General features: G+C 43.7%; 21 protein-coding genes. 16 read left to right on the top strand and 5 right to left on the bottom strand.

The features are described 5' to 3' along the window. Positions 1-33: 33 nt before the first annotated feature. Complete coding sequence (locus tag ABDW16_RS03580) at positions 34-1056, bottom strand: GntG family PLP-dependent aldolase (RefSeq protein ID WP_343667747.1); 1023 nt, start codon at positions 1054-1056, stop codon at positions 34-36. A gap of 328 nt (positions 1057-1384) precedes the next feature. Here ABDW16_RS03580 and ABDW16_RS03585 point away from each other — a divergent pair, with 328 nt between their 5' ends. The 8 genes from ABDW16_RS03585 (at position 1385) to ABDW16_RS03620 (ending at position 7001) form a co-directional block, all read left to right on the top strand. Next, a complete protein-coding gene (locus ABDW16_RS03585) occupies positions 1385-2242 on the top strand; it encodes an RNA polymerase sigma factor RpoD/SigA (protein WP_012793808.1) in 858 nt (285 codons plus the stop codon). 167 nt (positions 2243-2409) lie between these two features. After that, positions 2410-3363: a thioredoxin-disulfide reductase gene (gene trxB, locus ABDW16_RS03590; protein WP_343667759.1), complete on the top strand. Its 954-nt coding sequence runs from the start codon at positions 2410-2412 to the stop codon at positions 3361-3363. A gap of 61 nt (positions 3364-3424) precedes the next feature. Then, positions 3425-3775, top strand: coding sequence for a dihydroneopterin aldolase (locus ABDW16_RS03595; RefSeq protein ID WP_343667760.1), 351 nt, complete (start codon positions 3425-3427; stop codon positions 3773-3775). A gap of 55 nt (positions 3776-3830) precedes the next feature. Beyond that, positions 3831-4586: a hypothetical protein gene (locus ABDW16_RS03600; RefSeq protein WP_343667762.1), complete on the top strand. Its 756-nt coding sequence runs from the start codon at positions 3831-3833 to the stop codon at positions 4584-4586. A gap of 69 nt (positions 4587-4655) precedes the next feature. Continuing rightward, positions 4656-5531: a DUF3822 family protein gene (locus tag ABDW16_RS03605; protein WP_343667763.1), complete on the top strand. Its 876-nt coding sequence runs from the start codon at positions 4656-4658 to the stop codon at positions 5529-5531. Then, entirely contained in the window at positions 5522-6073 is a 552-nt protein-coding gene (locus ABDW16_RS03610) for an RsmD family RNA methyltransferase (protein WP_343667764.1), read from the top strand. The genes ABDW16_RS03605 and ABDW16_RS03610 overlap by 10 nt, the downstream gene beginning before the upstream one ends. A 7-nt stretch (positions 6074-6080) precedes the next feature. Further along, entirely contained in the window at positions 6081-6551 is a 471-nt protein-coding gene (gene coaD / locus ABDW16_RS03615) for a pantetheine-phosphate adenylyltransferase (RefSeq protein WP_343667766.1), read from the top strand. Positions 6552-6569: 18 nt separating this feature from the next. Beyond that, the gene (locus ABDW16_RS03620; RefSeq protein ID WP_343667768.1) at positions 6570-7001 is read left to right on the top strand and encodes a hotdog fold thioesterase; all 432 of its coding nucleotides are present in this window, start codon (positions 6570-6572) and stop codon (positions 6999-7001) included. A 28-nt stretch (positions 7002-7029) separates the two neighbouring features. Here ABDW16_RS03620 and ABDW16_RS03625 read toward each other — a convergent pair whose 3' ends face one another. Continuing rightward, positions 7030-7656 carry an NUDIX domain-containing protein gene (locus ABDW16_RS03625; protein ID WP_343667769.1) on the bottom strand — a complete coding sequence of 209 codons (627 nt, stop codon included), beginning with the start codon at positions 7654-7656 and terminating at the stop codon, positions 7030-7032. Between the two features lie 181 nt (positions 7657-7837). Here ABDW16_RS03625 and pyrE point away from each other — a divergent pair, with 181 nt between their 5' ends. Further along, positions 7838-8476 carry an orotate phosphoribosyltransferase gene (gene pyrE / locus ABDW16_RS03630; protein ID WP_343667770.1) on the top strand — a complete coding sequence of 213 codons (639 nt, stop codon included), beginning with the start codon at positions 7838-7840 and terminating at the stop codon, positions 8474-8476. A 39-nt stretch (positions 8477-8515) separates the two neighbouring features. Then, positions 8516-8893: a cation transporter gene (locus ABDW16_RS03635; protein ID WP_183288121.1), complete on the top strand. Its 378-nt coding sequence runs from the start codon at positions 8516-8518 to the stop codon at positions 8891-8893. A 69-nt stretch (positions 8894-8962) separates the two neighbouring features. Here ABDW16_RS03635 and ABDW16_RS03640 read toward each other — a convergent pair whose 3' ends face one another. Then, complete coding sequence (locus ABDW16_RS03640; protein ID WP_343667773.1) at positions 8963-9418, bottom strand: LEA type 2 family protein; 456 nt, start codon at positions 9416-9418, stop codon at positions 8963-8965. A gap of 329 nt (positions 9419-9747) precedes the next feature. On the opposite strand from ABDW16_RS03640, the gene ABDW16_RS03645 reads away from it, so the two are divergent. Beyond that, entirely contained in the window at positions 9748-10380 is a 633-nt protein-coding gene (locus ABDW16_RS03645; protein WP_343667774.1) for a WbqC family protein, read from the top strand. A 237-nt stretch (positions 10381-10617) separates the two neighbouring features. Continuing rightward, positions 10618-12015 carry an arginine decarboxylase gene (locus ABDW16_RS03650; RefSeq protein WP_343667775.1) on the top strand — a complete coding sequence of 466 codons (1398 nt, stop codon included), beginning with the start codon at positions 10618-10620 and terminating at the stop codon, positions 12013-12015. 396 nt (positions 12016-12411) lie between these two features. On the opposite strand, the gene ABDW16_RS03655 is transcribed toward ABDW16_RS03650, so the two are convergent. After that, entirely contained in the window at positions 12412-13251 is an 840-nt protein-coding gene (locus ABDW16_RS03655) for a hypothetical protein (protein ID WP_343667776.1), read from the bottom strand. Between the two features lie 123 nt (positions 13252-13374). After that, positions 13375-13842: an Hsp20/alpha crystallin family protein gene (locus tag ABDW16_RS03660; RefSeq protein WP_343667777.1), complete on the bottom strand. Its 468-nt coding sequence runs from the start codon at positions 13840-13842 to the stop codon at positions 13375-13377. A 233-nt stretch (positions 13843-14075) separates the two neighbouring features. Between ABDW16_RS03660 and ABDW16_RS03665 the strand changes: the two genes are divergently transcribed. The 4 genes from ABDW16_RS03665 (at position 14076) to ABDW16_RS03680 (ending at position 19133) form a co-directional block, all read left to right on the top strand. Then, entirely contained in the window at positions 14076-14489 is a 414-nt protein-coding gene (locus tag ABDW16_RS03665; protein ID WP_343667778.1) for a BrxA/BrxB family bacilliredoxin, read from the top strand. Between the two features lie 190 nt (positions 14490-14679). Beyond that, positions 14680-15978, top strand: a complete 1299-nt coding sequence (locus tag ABDW16_RS03670; RefSeq protein WP_343667779.1) for a prolipoprotein diacylglyceryl transferase family protein — start codon at positions 14680-14682, stop codon at positions 15976-15978. A 2-nt stretch (positions 15979-15980) separates the two neighbouring features. Then, complete coding sequence (locus tag ABDW16_RS03675; RefSeq protein WP_343667780.1) at positions 15981-16409, top strand: hemerythrin domain-containing protein; 429 nt, start codon at positions 15981-15983, stop codon at positions 16407-16409. A gap of 276 nt (positions 16410-16685) precedes the next feature. Then, on the top strand, positions 16686-19133 hold the full coding sequence (locus ABDW16_RS03680; protein WP_343667781.1) for a TonB-dependent receptor: 2448 nt from the start codon (positions 16686-16688) through the stop codon (positions 19131-19133). Positions 19134-19136: the final 3 nt, after the last annotated feature.

Genomic DNA, 19136 nt, shown 5'->3' on the forward strand with positions numbered 1-19136 from the left:
TCTGATTATATAAGAGTGTGCAAAAATAAGAGATTATTCCATTTCGGCTATTACAGCGCAGGTTTTTGCCACCATAACGGGGGTAATGTCAAGGTGAGTGACCATCCGGACGGCGGTATCAGATACAGGATTGAGCAGAATTCCTTCATTTTTCATGTAATCGCAAAAATAACGGGGTGTCCATTCACCACCTCTCAGGTCAAAACTGATAATGTTGGTTTCCACTGGCAGCATGTGGCCTACGAAAGATTTCTTGAGCAGTGCCTGGGCAATGTCTTTAGCATGCAGGTGGTCCTGGGCTAACCTGTCAATATGGTGCTCCATGGCATAAATACCTGTAGCCGCCATAAAACCGGCCTGACGCATACCACCCCCTATTCTTTTGCGAACCCGGCGGGCTTTCCGGATAAATTCGGCGCTACCTAATAAAACAGATCCCATGGGACAACCCATCCCTTTGTTCAGGCATACTGACAGACTGTCAAAAAGTTCTCCATAGATGGCAGGGTTTTCCCCGGTGGCAATGATGGCATTGAAGAGCCGGGCACCGTCCAGGTGGAGTTTCAGGTCATTTTGAAGACAAACTTCTTTGATCCTGACAATCTCCTCCATGTCATAGCAGCATCCGCCACCCCGGTTCATTGTATTTTCGAGACAAACGAGGCTGGTAGCGGCTTTGTGTACATCATCCGGGTTGATAGCTGCCAATACGTCGGTGGCAGTAATCATGCCTCTGTCACCTTCCAGGGCACGGCTCTGGGCGCCTGAAGTGGCAGCGATGCCGCCGCCTTCGTAGATGTAAATGTGCGCTAAGTTGCTGTGAATCACCTCATCTCCTGGCTGGGTATGTACCTTGATTGCGATCTGGTTACTCATGGTACCACTTGGGCAGAACATGGCTGCTTCTTTTCCAAAGTAGGCTGCCATCATGTCTTCTAATTTATTCACTGAAGGGTCCTCTCCGTATACATCATCTCCGGTGGCTGCAGTGTACATAGCATCAAGCATGGCGGGCGTTGGGCGGGTAAAAGTGTCACTCCTGAAGTCAATTATCATTATTGAAGAATTTGCAATCTATTGAAGAATAAATTAGTGAAGTTATTAATTTGAATGAGATTCTTTTTCAAACGTTAAAATTTATATAAACCATTAAAAATATCTACTAAAGGGCTATTAAATTTCGTTTATATAAAGTACTTTGTTATTAAGAACAGTGAAGCAAAGAAGAATTTGGTAGTGTGGGGTATTAGCACGATCTTTGCAGGCTAATTTGTTATAACGATAGTATAGAGAGGTGGAATATTTCGTAAGATATATATTTTACTAATTTCAACAAAATAAATCTTCTCTTGTTATCTAATTTATAAACTAATACACTTTCAATATGAGGCAACTTAAAATTGCCACCCAGATCACGAACCGTGATTCGCAGGCGGTAGAAAAATACCTGCAGGAAATTTCAAAGATCCCTTTGTTAACACCTGAGGAAGAGACTGTATTGGCGCAACGTATCAAAATGGGCGACCAAAAGGCTCTTGAACGTTTAACCACAGGAAACCTGCGTTTCGTTGTATCAGTTGCAAAGCAATATCAGCACCAGGGCTTAAGCCTGAGCGATCTCATTAATGAGGGCAATTTAGGGTTGATCAAAGCTGCGCAAAGGTTCGATGAAACGAAAGGTTTTAAATTCATCTCCTATGCTGTGTGGTGGATTCGTCAATCCATCCTGCAGGCTTTAGCAGAACAAGGACGTCTTGTACGCCTGCCGCAAAATAAGATCGGCACTTACAATAAAGCGAACAAAGCTTACATGGCATTCGAGCAGGAGAACGAGAGAGAGCCGTCAACAGAGGAATTAGCAGAGATCCTGGAAATGTCTGAGTCAGAAATCAACAATATCTTCCAAAGCAATACCCGTCACATGTCACTCGATGCACCAGTTCACGAGGCAGAGGATGTAGCTATGGGTGACCTGCTGGAAGGTGGCGATATTACTGATGATGATGTAATGCGCGATTCACTTCGTGAAGAGATCCGTCGTGTACTGAAATCACTCAGCCCACGCGAAGCCGAAATTGTGAATGCGTACTTTGGTCTGGATGGAGAAAATGGAGCAACGATCGAACAAATCGGTCAGAAATACGACCTTACAAAAGAAAGGATTCGTCAAATTAAAGAACGCGCCATCAAGAGGCTGCAAAAGGCCCGCTACAGCGGAGCACTCAAATCTTATCTGGGATAATAGTAAAGTGTGCACAGAGGACCTCTGTCATCAATATTATAAATCTATTATGTCTATAACTGCACCGGCTGTAATTTTTATAGCCGGTGTTTTTTATTATACAAGGAAGTGTACTTTTGCAAGTCAAATGAATTTCGAGCCACACTTTATTAATTTACATAGCAAGTATGGAAACTAATCAACAGCAAGAACATGTGCATTTATTGATCATAGGTTCCGGCCCGGCGGGTTACACCGCTGCCATTTATTCGGCCCGCGCAAACCTGAAGCCAGTGCTTTACCAGGGTATTCAACCTGGTGGTCAATTGACAATAACAACAGAAGTAGAAAACTATCCAGGTTATCCTGAAGGTATTCAGGGACCTGAAATGATGGTGGACTTTGAAAAACAAGCAACCCGCATGGGTGCTGATATCCGTTATGGCCTCGCCACTTCCGTAGACTTCAGCAGTCAGCCTTATAAAATTACCATCGACGAATCTAAAGTAATTACCGCCGATGCAGTGATCATCGCAACCGGTGCTTCCGCCAAATGGCTGGGCCTCCCTTCTGAGCAACGCCTGAATGGTAGCGGTGTTTCTGCCTGCGCCGTATGCGATGGATTCTTCTTCCGTGGAAAAGAAGTAGCGATCGTAGGTGCCGGTGATACCGCCGCTGAAGAAGCCCTGTACCTGTCCAAAATGTGCTCAAACGTACACATGATCGTTCGCCGTCACGAAATGAGGGCTTCCAAAATCATGCAGGACCGCGTACTCAAAACTTCCAATATCATGGTATACTGGAACTCTGAAACCCAGGAAGTACTGGGCGATAACAAGGTGGAAGCAGTAAAACTGCTCAATACCGCCAAAAACGAAGAGCAGACAATCCCTGTCAGCGCTTTCTTCGTTGCCATCGGTCACCAGCCTAACTCCGACATCTTCAAAGATTACCTGGAGCTGGATGAACAAGGCTATATCAAAACGACTCCAGGTTCTTCCAGAACTAACGTGGAAGGCGTATTCGCCTGCGGAGACGTACAGGATAAAATTTACCGCCAGGCAGTAACAGCTGCAGGTAGTGGCTGTATGGCCGCCCTGGATGCTGAAAGATATTTATCTGCTAAAGAACACCAGGCGTAATTATATTATTATTGATCAAACCAGCCGGATGGAAGTCCGGTTGGTTTTTTTATTTTTTCCCATGCTGACAATCGGACTCGAACAAGTACATTTTCATGCTTTCCATGGTCTTTACCCTGAGGAGAAGATCATTGGGAATGACTTTATTATTGACGTGTATGTAACGATACCCGGTACCTCTCCAATCGACAAGATTTCAGAAACCGTTAATTATCAGGGCTTACTGAATGTAATCAAGCCCATTATGGAAATTCCCCAGCCCCTGCTGGAGCAGGTGGTGTACGCTATTACTGATGCGATCAAACATAAATACCCGGAAGTGCAGAAAACCGTTATTTCCCTGCGCAAAATGAACCCTCCAATGGGCGCTTCTGTACGTAATTCTGTTGTCTCCCTGGAAAAGACTTATTAAATCTACCTGAATTTCATTAAATTTAGTTATTTTAATATATGAAAAACTCCTTCCTATGTTGAATAAAGCACTGGTACTTGCTTTTGTATTACTCACTCAGGGAATTGCGTATGGACAAACGGCCGATGAAATGATCGAACAGGCCAAATCACTGGAAAAGCAAATGAAAGAGGCACCAGCACTAAGCCTTTACAAAGATGTGCTGAAAATCCAACCCGATAATCTTACCGCTCTTATTGCAGCCAGCGAGATCTGTAGCCGCGAAGGGTACCGCACGACCGACAAAGATGAGCGATTAAAGGATTATAACGATGCCAAAGCCTACGCCGAGCAGGCGGTAAGACTGGCACCGGAAAATGCGGATGCCAATTATGTAATGGCAATGGCCATGGGCCGTCAGGCATTGATAGCAGGCGCCAAAGAGAAAGTAACGGCGGCCAGAGAGGTAAAGCGCTATGCCGATCTTGCCATTAAGTTCAATCCCAATCATGCTAAAGCCTACCATGTACTGGGAAGGTGGAACTATGAAATGGTCAACCTGAGCACCCTGGAAAAAACAGCGGCAAAGCTGCTCTTCGGCGGTTTGCCCGAAGGGAGCCTGCAGGAAGCCATTAATAACTATGAAAAGTGTCGTCAGCTGGACCCCTCCATTGTTTTAAATTACTTTGAACTGGCCAAAGCCTATAAGGATAATGACGAACAGGACAAATGCATTGAAGTGCTGAAGAAAGCCGTGGGCCTGCGAAATGTATACCCGGACGATGCTAATGTGAAAGTGGAATGCAGGAAAATGCTCGACGCGTTGCAGTAGCTCGTTTACTACATAGGGTTAAAAGTCGCTATTTTTGGTTATTATTGTGCCATATCTAATGTATTAATAATGTCTGTGACGTATAACATACATCCTGCTTTTGCCGCGGATGATGCATCGCTGCTTGAAACAGACCTCACCACCTGCCAGTTGCTGGTATTGGTGGGGAAGGGCTCCTTTAACTATGTGGTATACAATCCGGCTGCCAGGAAGTTCCTGGCCCTGAAGTCGTACCGCTTCACGCCCCAGAAAGCCACGATAGCGGATATCGAGGTAATAGAACAGGTGTTTGATACAGATAAGCTGCTTTTTACCAATTTCAGTGACGTACTGCTGGCATTTGACGGGGGCAACAGCACCCTGGTGCCCGAAGTGCATTTTGACCCTGCCATTAAAAAAGACTACCTGCACCTGATCTACCCTGAACAGGCACAGGAACTGGTGATGGCAGATACCATCCCCGATCAGCAAATGGTCAATGTCTATTCCGTAGATAAAGACCTGTTCGGATTCCTGCGCAAAGAGTTTTCTACTGATAAGTTTGCGCATGTGAACACCGGCCTGCTGAAAGGCTACCGTTTTGATAATGACTACCTGGAGCTGAACGGCATCATCTACCTGGATATCCAGCAACATAAATTTACACTGACCGTTTACCGCTTCGGCAAACTGTTATTACAACAGGAAATGAATTCCCAAACCGGGCTGGATGTGGTATATCACCTGATCAATACCATTCGCCAGGCAGGATTGGACGAATCGCAGGTAAAAGTGAAAGTAGGAGGGCCTGTGACCCCGGATTCTCAGATATATGAGGAACTGCACCGCTTTGTTCCCAAACTGGAATGGGTACCCCGTCTTACAGGTTTCTGGTACATCAGTAAAATGGAAGAAATTCCCGGCTATTACTTCAACAATCTTTATTCCCTGGCATTATGCGTATAATTGGAGGAGAGAAGGGGGGATTACGATTTCAGCCACCCGCAAACATGCCTCATACCAGGCCCACCACGGACATTGCAAAAGGTGGCCTGTTCAATATCATTGAAAATAACCTGGACCTGCCTTCGCTGAAGACACTGGACATCTTCGGTGGCACTGGTAGCATCAGTTATGAGCTGAACTCCCGTGGCGTAGAAGACCTGACAATCGTGGAGAAGGACAATGAGATGGCAGAGTTTATCAAAAGAACAGCAAAGGAACTGAATGTACCCCTGAAGCTGTTTAAAATGGACGTGTTCAAATACCTGCAGCAGTGTACAGAAAAGTATAACTTCATCTTTGCAGGTCCTCCATATGCGCTCACTACCATCGACCAGCTGCCTATCCTGATTTTTGAAAGGGAACTGCTGGAACCGGAAGGCTGGTTCGTGCTGGAACATACTCCCCGCAATAACTACAAATCATATCCATATTACCGGGATGAAAGGAACTATGGTACCACCATTTTCTCCATCTTCATCAACCGGCCGGAACTGAAGAAATAATTACAACATGCAACGCATTGCTTTATTTCCAGGCACTTTTGATCCTATTACATTGGGGCATACTGATATAATAGATCGTGCCCTGGACCTGTTCGACGGGATTGTGATCGGTATCGGCACCAATTCCAGCAAAACACCTATGTTCAGCCTTGAACAACGTATGCAGTGGATCAGGGACATTTATGGCCACACCCCTAAGGTGAAAGTGCTCACCTACGCCGGGCTGACAGCTAAGTTCTGCGAGGAGATCGGCGCCCGTTTCATATTGAGAGGGATCCGTGGGGTAGTGGATTTTGAATATGAAAAGGCCATTGCAGATGTAAACAGGATGATGGACAATAAGCTGGAGACCGTATTTTTGAGTTGTACACCTAAATACTCTACGATCGCCTCCTCCCTGGTGCGGGACGTGCTGAAGTATGGGGGCGATGCAACACCCCTGTTGCCTGAGCAGGTGTTAAAACATATTAATCATTAACTATTAATCAGAACAGCAATGAAACCGATCTGGCGTTCTTTGGATATATCTCTGGACCAGTTGAATGAGAATGGGGAGAACACGATGGCAGCTTTTCTTGGAATGGAGTTTACGGAAATCGGGCCTGACTATCTGCGTATGATGATGCCGGTGAATGAACGTACCCGTCAGCCATACGGTTTATTGCACGGGGGAGCTTCAGCAGCCCTGGCCGAAACGGTGGGCAGTGTGGCTTCTGCACTGATAATAGATCCTGAAAAACAGGTCTGTGTCGGGTTGGACATCAATGCCAACCATATTCGTGGTATTAAAGAAGGGTATGTACATGCAGTTGCAAAGCCTTTGCACCTGGGGTCGACCACGCATGTGTGGGATATCAGGATTTGTGATGAGCACAATAAACTGGTTTGCATAAGTCGCCTTACAGTAGCGATACGCGATAAAAGATAAAAAGACGGGTCACCCCGTCTTTTTATCTTTATACAGCATAACCATCCATCTTAAACACCGCCTTTATATTCAGGTAGGAGAACTTCAGGTACCTGCCCAGGTGCTCCGGTTTGATCCATTGAATATCGACAATGCCCTCTTCAATCTGGGGAATGGTCAGTTCCGTACCGGTAAACTTCATTTTATACCAGTAGGTGTGTTTCAATATTTTCTTTTCCTTGTAGGTGTAGTAGTGAAAGGTCTCCATGATCTTGTGTTCGATGCGCACATTGTGAAGGCCGGTTTCTTCCCTTACTTCTCTTAAAGCACAGGTTTCGAGACTTTCCCCATCGTCCAGTTTACCTTTTGGCAGGTCCCATTTGTCATTTCTGAACATCATGAGTACTTCTTCTTCCGGGTTGGTGATGAGGCCACCGCCGGCTACGAGTACGGTGAAGTAGCTTTTGACCGTTTCCAGCAGTTCATGCGGGTCCGGATGTATGAAAATGGCGGCAGGGGATTTTCCTGTTTCCAGGGACTGGAGGATTTCTTCTATCGTCTTTGTGTCGGGTTCCGTGAACAGGGCTGCTTCCTTATATTCGGCTGGTATGGCCTGATGTGTGGCAAGGATGAACAGCGGACGTTCGTTGAGGTAAATTACAGTATCCTTTTGCATGGGGCAAAAATAAGGAAACGGGGGTAATTAAGTAAGGGGGATAATTCTGACGGCCTTTGTAGAAAAAGTTGCATTAAATGTAACTAAATAAACATTGGATGTTGATTTATTAACAGGAAATGTCGAAAAAGTTGACAAAAAGTTTTACGCCGTTGCACTTAATTCCGCAATTTTGCGAATTATGAGTAAGATCAGCGAAAAACAGGTAGCAGAAAAACTGCTCCAGATACAAGCCGTAAAGTTAAGCCCGGCAGCCCCTTTTACCTGGGCATCCGGTTGGAAATCACCCATTTATTGCGACAACCGTAAAATCCTCTCTTACCCTTACGTGCGCGACTACGTAAAGTCGGAGCTGTGCAACGTGGTATTTGAAACATTTCCTGAAGCCGCGGTGCTGGCAGGAGTAGCCACCGGTGGTATTCCCCTGGGCGCCCTGGTAGCTGACCAGCTGAAGCTGCCTTTCATTTATGTAAGAGCCAAGGCAAAGGAACATGGGATGGGTAACCTCATCGAAGGAGTACTGCAGCCAGGCCAGCCTGTGGTAGTAGTAGAAGACCTGATCTCGACCGGCAAAAGCAGCCTGGAAGCTGTAAATGCCATCCGTGCAGCAGGAGGGGAGGTAATCGGTATGGTTTCCATCTTTAACTATGGTTTTGACGTAGCTGTGAAGGCATTTGAAGCTGCCGGAGTACCTTTTTACTCCCTGAGCAACTACGGTGCGCTGATTGAACTGGCCGTTGAAAAAGGCGTGGTATCCGGCGATGATCTGGCCCTGCTGGAAGCCTGGAGAAGTGCTCCGGACCAATGGACCGGTAAATAAGCAAAGTTTTTGCTATATTAGAACTATAAAACGTAAAACATGCGTATTGTTAGATTAGTAATGGTATTAATGCTGGGTTGCTTTGGAATGACTGCCATGGCCCAGACTAAGAAAGGTACACTGGTAACTGCGAAAATCGCAACGCCAACTGTACGCTGCGAACAGTGCAAAAACCGTATCGAAAGATACCTCTCCGGCGAAGAAGGTGTACAATCTTCCAAAGTGGATTTTAAGAAAGGACTCACCACAGTAAAATTCTACAGTGACCGTACCAATATCGAAAACGTGAAGACTGCTATTGCAAACGCGGGTTACGATGCGGATAATGTGACAGCTAACGAAGAATCTTACAAAAAACTGCCTACCTGCTGCAAAAAACCAGAAGATGGCGGTAACCCGGACAAGAAGAAAAATTAAGCGTTAGTAAGTAGATACAAAAAAAGCCACCGTGAATGTGGCTTTTTTTATTTTCTTTGCTGTAAGAACTTAAAAGAAGTTCAGTGGCTGTTTTGTCTCGCATTTTATCGGAAAAGGCAGAAAAACGCCCCCTTTACCCACTTTACAATTTCCCGAAGCCTTGATAGTCACTTCTTTATTCATGAGTGCGCCAAGTGCATTCTTAAATACATTTTCCATATTCACTTCCAGCTTTACGGGAAAGTAAAATGTGTCTCTTGCAGGAATCATAATCATAGTGTCCTGGATGGAATGGCCGACCTGGGTATCGTCAAAGAAGAGGTCAAAATTGGCGTCTTTCAGTTTCAGGTTAAAACCGTTTGGATTATAGTATGCCAAAGTCATCCGTACAATACTCTTTTGAAAACCGAGGTTGTCAAGATTGAGGCCGGCTACTCTCACAAACTCGAGGTCTTTGAACTTTTCACAAGAGCTTGCCATGCCCCAGATCAGGAAAACGCATATCGATAGACGTAAATACTTCATGATGTCTAAAATGGATTTCGTCAAAGTTAATGCATTTTCTTCCCCTCGGCATTCGATTTAACGTTCTCTAAATAACTCTCCCTCTTCAGATTTTACTTGAAGCAGAAACCCCTTGAAATGAATGAAAAACCTACTAAACTATTTAGTAAATTTGCAGCTACCTGAATTTTTACTTTAAGTGTGAAAATGCTAAATCCACTAGCATATTTTTGAGAGTGCTATGAACTGTTTAACAATCACTTACAAATAATTGTTAGATACTTATTCATAAGTAAACTCCATTTCTTAAATGAGGGCTATTCTGGTCTAAAACAACAAAATTTGACAACATGGCAGCTGATGCAACTCGAAAAACTTTATTGATTGAATCTCAATACTTTCCGAATCTTTTCTTCTATAAGACTTTAATTGAGCATGACATATTGTTGATTGAGAAATATGAACACTATCAAAAGCTTAGTTTCAGGAACCGTTGCTATATAGCCGGTCCGAATGGAAGCATACTATTGAGTGTTCCCCTGGCCCGCGGCAAGAACCAACGAACAGTGATGAAAGATGTGAGAATCAGCAATGAAGAAAAATGGCAGGCACAGCACTGGAAGACGTTGGTCTCCGCCTACCGTCGTTCACCCTGGTTTGAATATTATGAAGAGGAACTGGGTCAACTGTACGAACGCCCTTTTGATTACCTGATGGACTGGAACCAGGCATGCTTCGAATGGGCTAACAAGGTCATCGGGTTATCCTCCCCTATCACATATACTACTGAATATAGTAAGCAATATACCGACCTGATGCTGACAGATGCCCGCGATATCATGGTACCGGGTAGGGAAAGTACCAAAACCGACCTGCCGGAATACACCCAGGTATTCCAGGAAAGGGTAGGCTTCCTGCCAAATCTTAGCATTCTGGACCTTATTTTTTGTGAGGGAAAACGCAGCCTGACGTTATTTAAATAAGGGAAAATCTACATATATAATAGAGTTTAACATATTGAAAGCGACAGATTTAGCATAATATCTAACCATTTAAAAAAAAAAGAAACTTTTTGTCCGGCCAATTGGACAAAATATTTAGCTTTGCAACCAATTTTGCTGGGTTTTTAAGAACTGACGTAGGTGTGTAAACCAGGAGTTTTCCAGCGAGGGTTGTGATATGCTTTTTACTAATCCTTAAACAATGTATCGCAGGTTTAAATGAACAGCACCTACACAGATCTCGTTAACCAAACCTTCGAGTTCCCCCAGGAAGGGTTTGACGTACAGGATAGCTACCTGGAATTTAATGGGGTGAATATCAAGGCTTTGATTGATAAATATGGAACACCTTTCAAACTGACTTATCTGCCCAAAATTGGCATGCAGATCAACAAGGCCAAGAAGATGTTCCAGGATGCAATCAAGAAGAACAGGTACGATGGAAATTACTACTATTGCTACTGTACCAAGAGTTCTCACTTTTCCTTTATTATGGAAGAGACCTTGAAACATGGGATACACATTGAGACATCCTTTGCATACGATATTGATATTATAACCAAGTTGTATGAAAGGAAAAAGATCAACAAAGAAACCTTCGTGATCTGTAATGGTTACAAAACCAAAGCTTACACAAGGGCCATTTCCAAACTGGTCAACACCGGATTTAAAAATGTAATTCCGGTACTGGATAACAAGGAAGAACTGGAGGATTATCAGAAATTCATCCGGACAAAGGACAGGGTTAAATTGGGATTGCGTATTGCAGCTGAAGAAGAACCTACCTTTGACTTTTATACCTCCCGCCTGGGAATCCGTTCCCGCGATGTGCTGGAGTTTTATGTAGACAAGTTGAAAGGCAATGAGAAGTTCGAGCTGAAAATGCTGCACTTCTTTATGAACAAAGGTATCAAGGACGATATTTATTACTGGAGCCAGTTCAATAGGGTATTGCAACTGTACTGCCAGCTCAAGAAGATCTGTCCTGAACTGGATAGCATTAATATAGGAGGTGGTTTTCCTATCAAGCACTCCCTGGGTTTTGACTATGACTACAATTACATGGTAAATGAGATCGTAGCGACCATTAAGAGTGTTTGTAAAAAGAACAAGGTACCGGTGCCGGATATCTATACCGAGTTCGGTTCGTTCACAGTGGGTGAGAGTGGTGCTGTTATCTACAGCGTAGTAGGCGAGAAGATGCAGAACGACCGTGAGATCTGGTACATGATCGACAGTTCTTTTATTACCACACTGCCTGACACCTGGGGCATCGGGGAGAAGTTCCTCATGCTACCTATTAATAAATGGGACCAGGAATACCAGGAAGTGCACCTGGGAGGGCTGACCTGCGACGGGTATGACTTCTATACATCTGAAGAACATATCAATGCAGTGTTTTTGCCGAAAGTGACTAATGGAGAGCCATTGTATATCGGGTTCTTCCATACGGGCGCTTACCAGGATCAACTGAGTGGATATGGTGGTATCAAACACTGCCTTATCCCGTCACCTAAGCACGTGATCATTGGATATGATAAAAATGGGCAGCTGAAAGACTGGCTCTATGCCAAGGAACAATCTGCCCAGAGTATGCTAAAGATTTTGGGTTATTAAAAAAATGGGTTAGTAATCCACTGAAACACCCCGCGATTTCTCGCGGGGTTATTTTTTTTTATCAGGTTCCTGCAAATAAAAAAAGGCTCCCCCAGCAATACAGAGAAGCCTATTTCATGGCATAGGTTTATCATCGAAAGCATAAAGGAAAATAAGACAAGTAGGGATATAAGGTACGTTCGTATAGGGAAGAATAAGACAAATAAACGTTGTGGTGTATCAGGAGAATAGGATTCCTGTTCTATGATGAAACAAAGATAGTCTGGACTAAGTCATAGAAAAATACCCGAAAGTTGTAATTTTTTAACCTGTTTATTGGTTCATTTTGGCTGAATCCTGTTAAAACCAAACCTGTATTCATTTCGTAACGCTCACACAGACGTGTAGGCACCCTACTCAGCTTTCTGGCAACTTCCCATTGTCCAGGTAGTCAATGGCACTTTCGCACTGTTTTTCAATCTCCACCAGGCAGGCTTCCAGCAATTCCTTATTTCCATCCAGGTATTTCGACTTACCCGACCGGCTCAGTCCTTTCAGGATGATAAATTGTTTGGTCAGGTGTTGGTTGAGTAAAGAAGAATGCTGTTTCTGTTTTTGCAGGGTCTGCTCATGCTCCAGCATAAATATATTACGGTAGTGCTTGCCAAATACCCGCATCAGGAATAAAATGTACATTCCGGCATAGATGGCCATAAATGGAGACAACTGCTCAGGTACATATCCAGCCGAAACCGGAAATGCCAGGTGATGCACTTTGATCCATGATACCACACCCAGGTAAGCACACAATACAGCGCCTAAAAAGAGAGTCGTTCTCCTGTTGATGGTAATATAACAAAAGAGCAGGCTGAGTAACCAGGTCATGGTATACTTAGGCGATACATCCTGGTTATTGAAGAAGGACGAAGCCATAGGCAGCATCAATGTAGCGAGGGCTACCAGGAAACTAACCATTTTGGGTGATGTGCCGTTTTTCAAAAGGAGCATTGCGGCAGGTAATATTATAATATATCCTGACAAGAGTAACAGGTCCGTGCTATTCTGATAATAAAGTGATACAAGTAATTTGGGGATCAGCAGGAGTATATGGAAAAAGAGATAATCAAAAATCAGCTTGAGCCGGCATTGTAATCTCGTGTTGGTAGTAACCTGTAAAGCGTTGCCTATCACTGCATTTTCTGTAGTGACGTATATTTTTCCAGCCAGGGATTGTATACTTTTAAATAGTTGAGGCATAGGCCATATGGTTGTATGGCAAATTATCCCATAAAAACAGGATAACTCTTAAACGTTTGTGTGAATTATAAAAAAATCCCCCCTGTAAATACAGAGGGGATTTATAGCTATTACGTTTAATCCTTATTCCACAACAATCGCTTTGGCAGCGGCTTGTATAGTTTCTTTCTTAGGCAGAACCAGTTTGAGAATACCGTTCTCATATTTGGCCTGGATCTTTTCTGCATCAACCTGTTCGTTGATGTTGAAGGAACGTTTGAAAGAAGAACGGATACCAAATTCCTTACGGGTTTGTTTTGGAGCTTCGTCCTTGTTTTCAGCAGTTTTTTCTGCTTTCTCGGCACTGATGGTCAGGGCCTTGTTTTCAACGTTGATCTTAATTTCTTCTTTTGCCCAACCTGGTACCAGGAGTTCGATGGTATAACCATCTTTACCTTCGTAAATATTTACAGGGGGATGTGCGCCAAAAAAGTCGTTGGTTAAAAAGTCGTCTTTCAGGGCCTGCTTAAATCCGTTGTTATTAAAAATCTCTTCTACTAAACCGCCAAATGCTTTTGCTGCAGGATGCTGATTAAATTTTACGTATGTCATGGTTTTATGAGTTTTAATTTTTTGTTTTAAAAATTTGAACGATTAGGCATATGCAAATGGAATACCATGGCATAAAAACTGCTATTTTGCTAGGAAATCAATAAATTAATAAGACAAATTGTCTTAAATGATTGGATTGAACAGTCAAAACGTCATATTCATTCAAGTTTTTCTATTTATCCGCTGATTGTTTAACTTTGTAAAAATTTGACGAACAATAAAATTATATTCATATGTATCCAGCAGCATTAGTAATGCCGATGAAGGCAGAGTTAACAGATAACGGTTTTGAAGAATTGCTGACACCTGAACAGGTTGATGAAACATTAAAAGGTGCTGGTACTACACTGGTGATGATCAACTCCGTATGTGGTTGTTCCGCTGGTAGTGCACGTCCTGGTGTATTATTGGCTGTTGCGCATAGCGAAAAGAAACCAGACAGACTGACTACAAGTTTTGCAGGCTTTGATACCGCTGCTATTCAGCAGATCCGTACTCACCTGCTGCCTTATCCTCCGTCTTCACCTGCTATCGCACTGTTTAAAGATGGACAGTTGGTGCATTTCATCGAGCGTCACATGATCGAAGGTCGCCCTGCACAGATGATTGCAGCGAACCTGGTAGACGCTTTCGAACAATATTGTTAAGATCAGCTTACGTAAGATGTAGAATGCCTGGCGCTAAATATATTTGATTTTTGTGTCAGGCATTTCACATTAAACGTAAATATGATTTGGAATTTGCGATTTTTACAGCTTACTTTGGTGGTTTGATTTTCCTTCCTGACTAATTCGGCTTTGTTCATAGGAAAACTCAGATCACCAATTTTTTTTGGCTATGTATCCTAATTTATATTACGCATTCAAGGATCTGTTGGGTTTAGAGCTACCTTTTTTAAAACTGTTTCAGACCTTCGGTTTCTTTGTAGCAATTGCATTCCTTGCAGCCGCCTATACCCTAACCAGTGAGTTGAAAAGGAGAGAACGCCTTGGGTTATTGAAAGGTATTCCTGAAAAAATTACAAAGGGCAAACCTGTAAGCACCACTGACATCATTATTAATGGTGTAGTTGGTTTTATTCTTGGTTTTAAAATAATAGGAATCGTGTCCGACTGGGAAAATATATCCCAGGACTTCCAATCATTCGTCTTATCTGCGAGAGGTAGCTTCATCGGTGGTATCATCGTTGGTGCTGTTGTAGCGTACTTTAAATACAGAAGTGGTCAGAAACAAAAAGCTGAGAAAGAAGTCACCGTAACTGAACTGGTATACCCGCACCAGCGTGTACCTGATTTTACAGTGATGGCGGCAATCGCTGGGCTGATCGGTGCGAAAGTGTTTCACAACCTGGAAAACTGGGGCGACTTCGTACAGGATCCGATTGGTTCCCTATTATCTTTTAGTGGGCTCACCTTCTATGGTGGTCTGATCGTAGCGAGTTTTGTAATCATCCGCTACGCCCGCAAAAAACAGATCAATGTATATCACCTGATTGACAGTGCTGCGCCAGGTCTGATGCTGGCCTATGGCGTAGGCCGTATGGGTTGTCACTTTTCCGGCGATGGTGACTGGGGTATTTACAACAGTGCTTACATCACAGATGCTACCGGCCAGGTAGCACAGGTAGATCCTTCCAGGTTCCAGGAAGTACTTAAAGCCAATGAGCAATTTTTCGCCCGCCAGTATGGTGGTCTGGAACATATTCCACATGCAGCCTTTGCTAAACCTCAGGGCCTCAGTTTCCTGCCTGACTGGTTCTTTGCTTACGGTTATCCGCACAATGTAATTAATGAAGGCGTACTGATGCCAGGTTGTACAGGCAAATATTGCAGTGTGCTGCCCATCTCTGTATATCCGACCGCGCTGTATGAAATCATCGCCTGCCTGCTGTTATTTGCATTATTATGGAGTATCCGCAAAAAAATAAAGGTGCCAGGTATGGTCTTCGGTATTTACCTGATCCTGAATGGTATTGAAAGGTTCTTTATTGAAAAGATTAGAGTGAACACTAAATATGATATTTTCGGATTTCACCCTACCCAGGCTGAAATTATTTCTACACTCATGGTAATAGGCGGAGCTGTGCTGATCTGGTATTGCCGTAAACTTTATACATCGGCTAAAACCATATCCTGAACATGCAACGTCATTCTACCTTAGTGCCTCTCTCGCAGGAGCACCAGCGCTTATTATTTGTATGCCGCTATCTTAAAAAAGATGCTGCTCCTTATGAAGGCTTTCCACTTGAAACTAATGCAAAACTGGCTTATATCGTAAAAGTATTCCAGGAAGTAATGGTACCACACATTCAAAAAGAACAATACCTCTTTGAATTGTGCCAGGGCAAAAATGCTGAGATAGACAACCTCCTGGCAGAACTATACCAGGAACATTCTGCTATCTCCCGCATGTACAGTGCCCTCACCGTTACCGAAGAGAAAGATATGATAGACGCGCTGGACCTGCTGGCGCGTAGCCTCGAAGACCACATCCGCAAAGAAGAACGAGTTTTCTTCGAAAAAGTACAGACCGAACTACCCGATGTACTGGAAAGCATCAAATGGTAAAATTCATACTTTCCTTATTATAAATCGCTTCTACACTGAGTAGAAGCGATTTTTTTTGCAACCTTTTCCCACCTTCCTCGTCTTCTGTTAAATAGCCCTTAACAAATTTTACCAATCATCCCTATCTGGTTACCGTTTATGTAAAACTATGTACTATGCAATGCAAACTACCTACCTTTACACTGTAGTTGATAAACAAAGGAACTATAGAAGTAAAAGTTCTAAATAATTAACTAATTAAAAAACAGAAACTTAGAAATCCTTAATCCGCCTTATATGAAGACAATAGCTTTACTTTTCTCAATTATGACCCTGGGCATCGCTTCTCAGGCTCAAACCCCAGGCTCGGGGAAAGTCTCCGGCCAGGTAGTTTTGACCGGTAATAAGCCGGTCGAGTTTGCCATCGTTACCTTGTTAAAAGCATCCGATTCCTCCCTGGTAAAAGGAGCGATCGCAGATATAAATGGTAAATATGAAATCGAACCTGTAAAAGATGGTAAGTATCTCGTTGCTGCCGCTTATGTAGGTATGACCAAAGCATATAGCCAGCCATTCGAAGTAAAAAATTCACCTGTTAAAGTGAACGCCCTCACCTTAAGCACTGATACCCGCAACCTGAAAGCCGTAAACGTGACTGGTAAAAAGCCATTCGTAGAACAGCGCGTAGACAAAATGGTTGTAAACGTTGAAAACAGTGTAGTAGGAGCCGGCGCCAATGCCATGGAGGTATTGGAAAAATCACCAGGTATCACTATAGATAAAGATGATAACATCAGCTTGAAAGGAAAAAACGGCGTTGTTATCATGATTGATGGAAAGCTCACCAACATGAGTTCCCAGGACGTTGCCGCGCTGCTGAAAAGTATGCCCAGTAGCAATATTGAGCAAATAGAACTGATCACCAATCCTTCCGCCAAATACGATGCAGCGGGCAACGCCGGGATCATCAACATCAAACTGAAAAAGAACAATACCGTAGGTACCAATGGTAGCATTACGCTTGGTGGAGGCTATGGCGAAACGCCTAAATATAATGGTAGCCTGAACCTGAACCACCGCAACGCTAAGTACAACGTATTCGGTTCTTACAACTATAACTACCGCCGGAACAACCAGTCGCTGGACCTGTATCGCAGCTATCCTGCTGAAGGCAGTGTGAATGAGTTCAATAACCACAACACCCATAACCAGACTTCAAAGTACAATGGCGCCAAACTGGGATTCGATTATTTCATCAATAAGAACCATACCATCGGTGTCATGATAGACGGGGCGCTGAGAGATTATACCATGCCTTCCCATTCCGTGACCTACATTGGTAAAAATGGTATTATTGACTCTACACTGCGCACCGATTCAAAGAACCCTGGCGATTGGAACAGGATGGCCTATAACCTGAACTATAAAGGTATACTGGATACTACCGGCAAGGAACTGAGCATTGACCTGGACTATGCGCACAACCACGATAGCAAACGTTTAAATACCTATTCAAACACATTTGATGCCAGCGGTAAAAACTTTACACACGGCGATACTACCCGTAATATGCAGCCATCTACAATCGAAATCAAAACTTTCAAGGCTGATTATGTCAATCCTCTGAAACACCAGGCAAAACTGGAAGCAGGGGTGAAGCTCAGCTTTGTAAAATCTGATAACGATGCACGATTTGACTCTTTACGCTACAACAACTGGGTGTATGACTATAACCGTTCCAACCATTTTATCTACAAGGAAAATGTGAATGCAGGTTATGTCAATTTTTCCAAACAGTTCAAGAAACTCACGCTGCAGGCAGGTTTGCGTGGTGAACTGTCACATATCGAAGGGAACTCTGTAACCATCTCTAAAGTGACAGATACTACCTACTTCAACCTGTTCCCAAGCCTGTTCATGAGCTACAACGTGGCCAAAGACCATCAGCTGGGTATTTCCTACAGCCGTCGTATACAGCGTCCGGATTACGAAGACCTGAACCCCTTCGAATTCTACCTGGACAGGTATACCAAGATTGCAGGAAATCCTTACCTGAAGCCGTCTTACAGCAACAACTTTGAAGTAACCCATACGTTCAAACAGTTCCTGACTACTTCAGTGGCGTATGCACATGCATCAGATAAACTGACACAGGTGGCAGAGTCAGAAAAAGATCCGGCAACCGGCGATACATCCATCCTTCGCTACAGGTACCTGAACATTGCAAAGTCTGACAACTTCACCTTCAGTATCTCTGTGCCATTCCCGATCACGAAGTGGTGGAACAGCTACACTTACTTCCAGGCACTGTATGCTAAGTACGAAACCATGGTAGACAATAACCTGGTGAGTGTGGAATCCGGTGGTTTTATGGGCCGTACCCAGCACACGTTCACACTGCCTTACGGCATCACAGCAGAAGCTACCTTCTTCTATTTGTCTTCCCAGATTGCAGATGAAGGACTCATGAAAATGAAACCGATGTATGCATTTGACTGCGGATTATCCAAATCCATCCTGCATAAGAAAGGTAGCCTGAAGCTGAATGTAAACGACGTATTTAATAATCAGCGCTTCCGCGGCACCTTCACCAACGCCGGTCGCTTTATGTCAGTGAATTCCAAATGGGAATCCAGGCAGGTTCGCCTCGCATTCACCTACCGCTTCGGTAATATGAATATCAAGGCTGCCCGTAACCACCAGACCGGCCTGGAAGACGAACAAAACCGTGTGAAGACGAACTAACAT

This window comes from Chitinophaga sp. (assembly GCF_039596135.1).
GTDB lineage: Bacteria > Bacteroidota > Bacteroidia > Chitinophagales > Chitinophagaceae > Chitinophaga.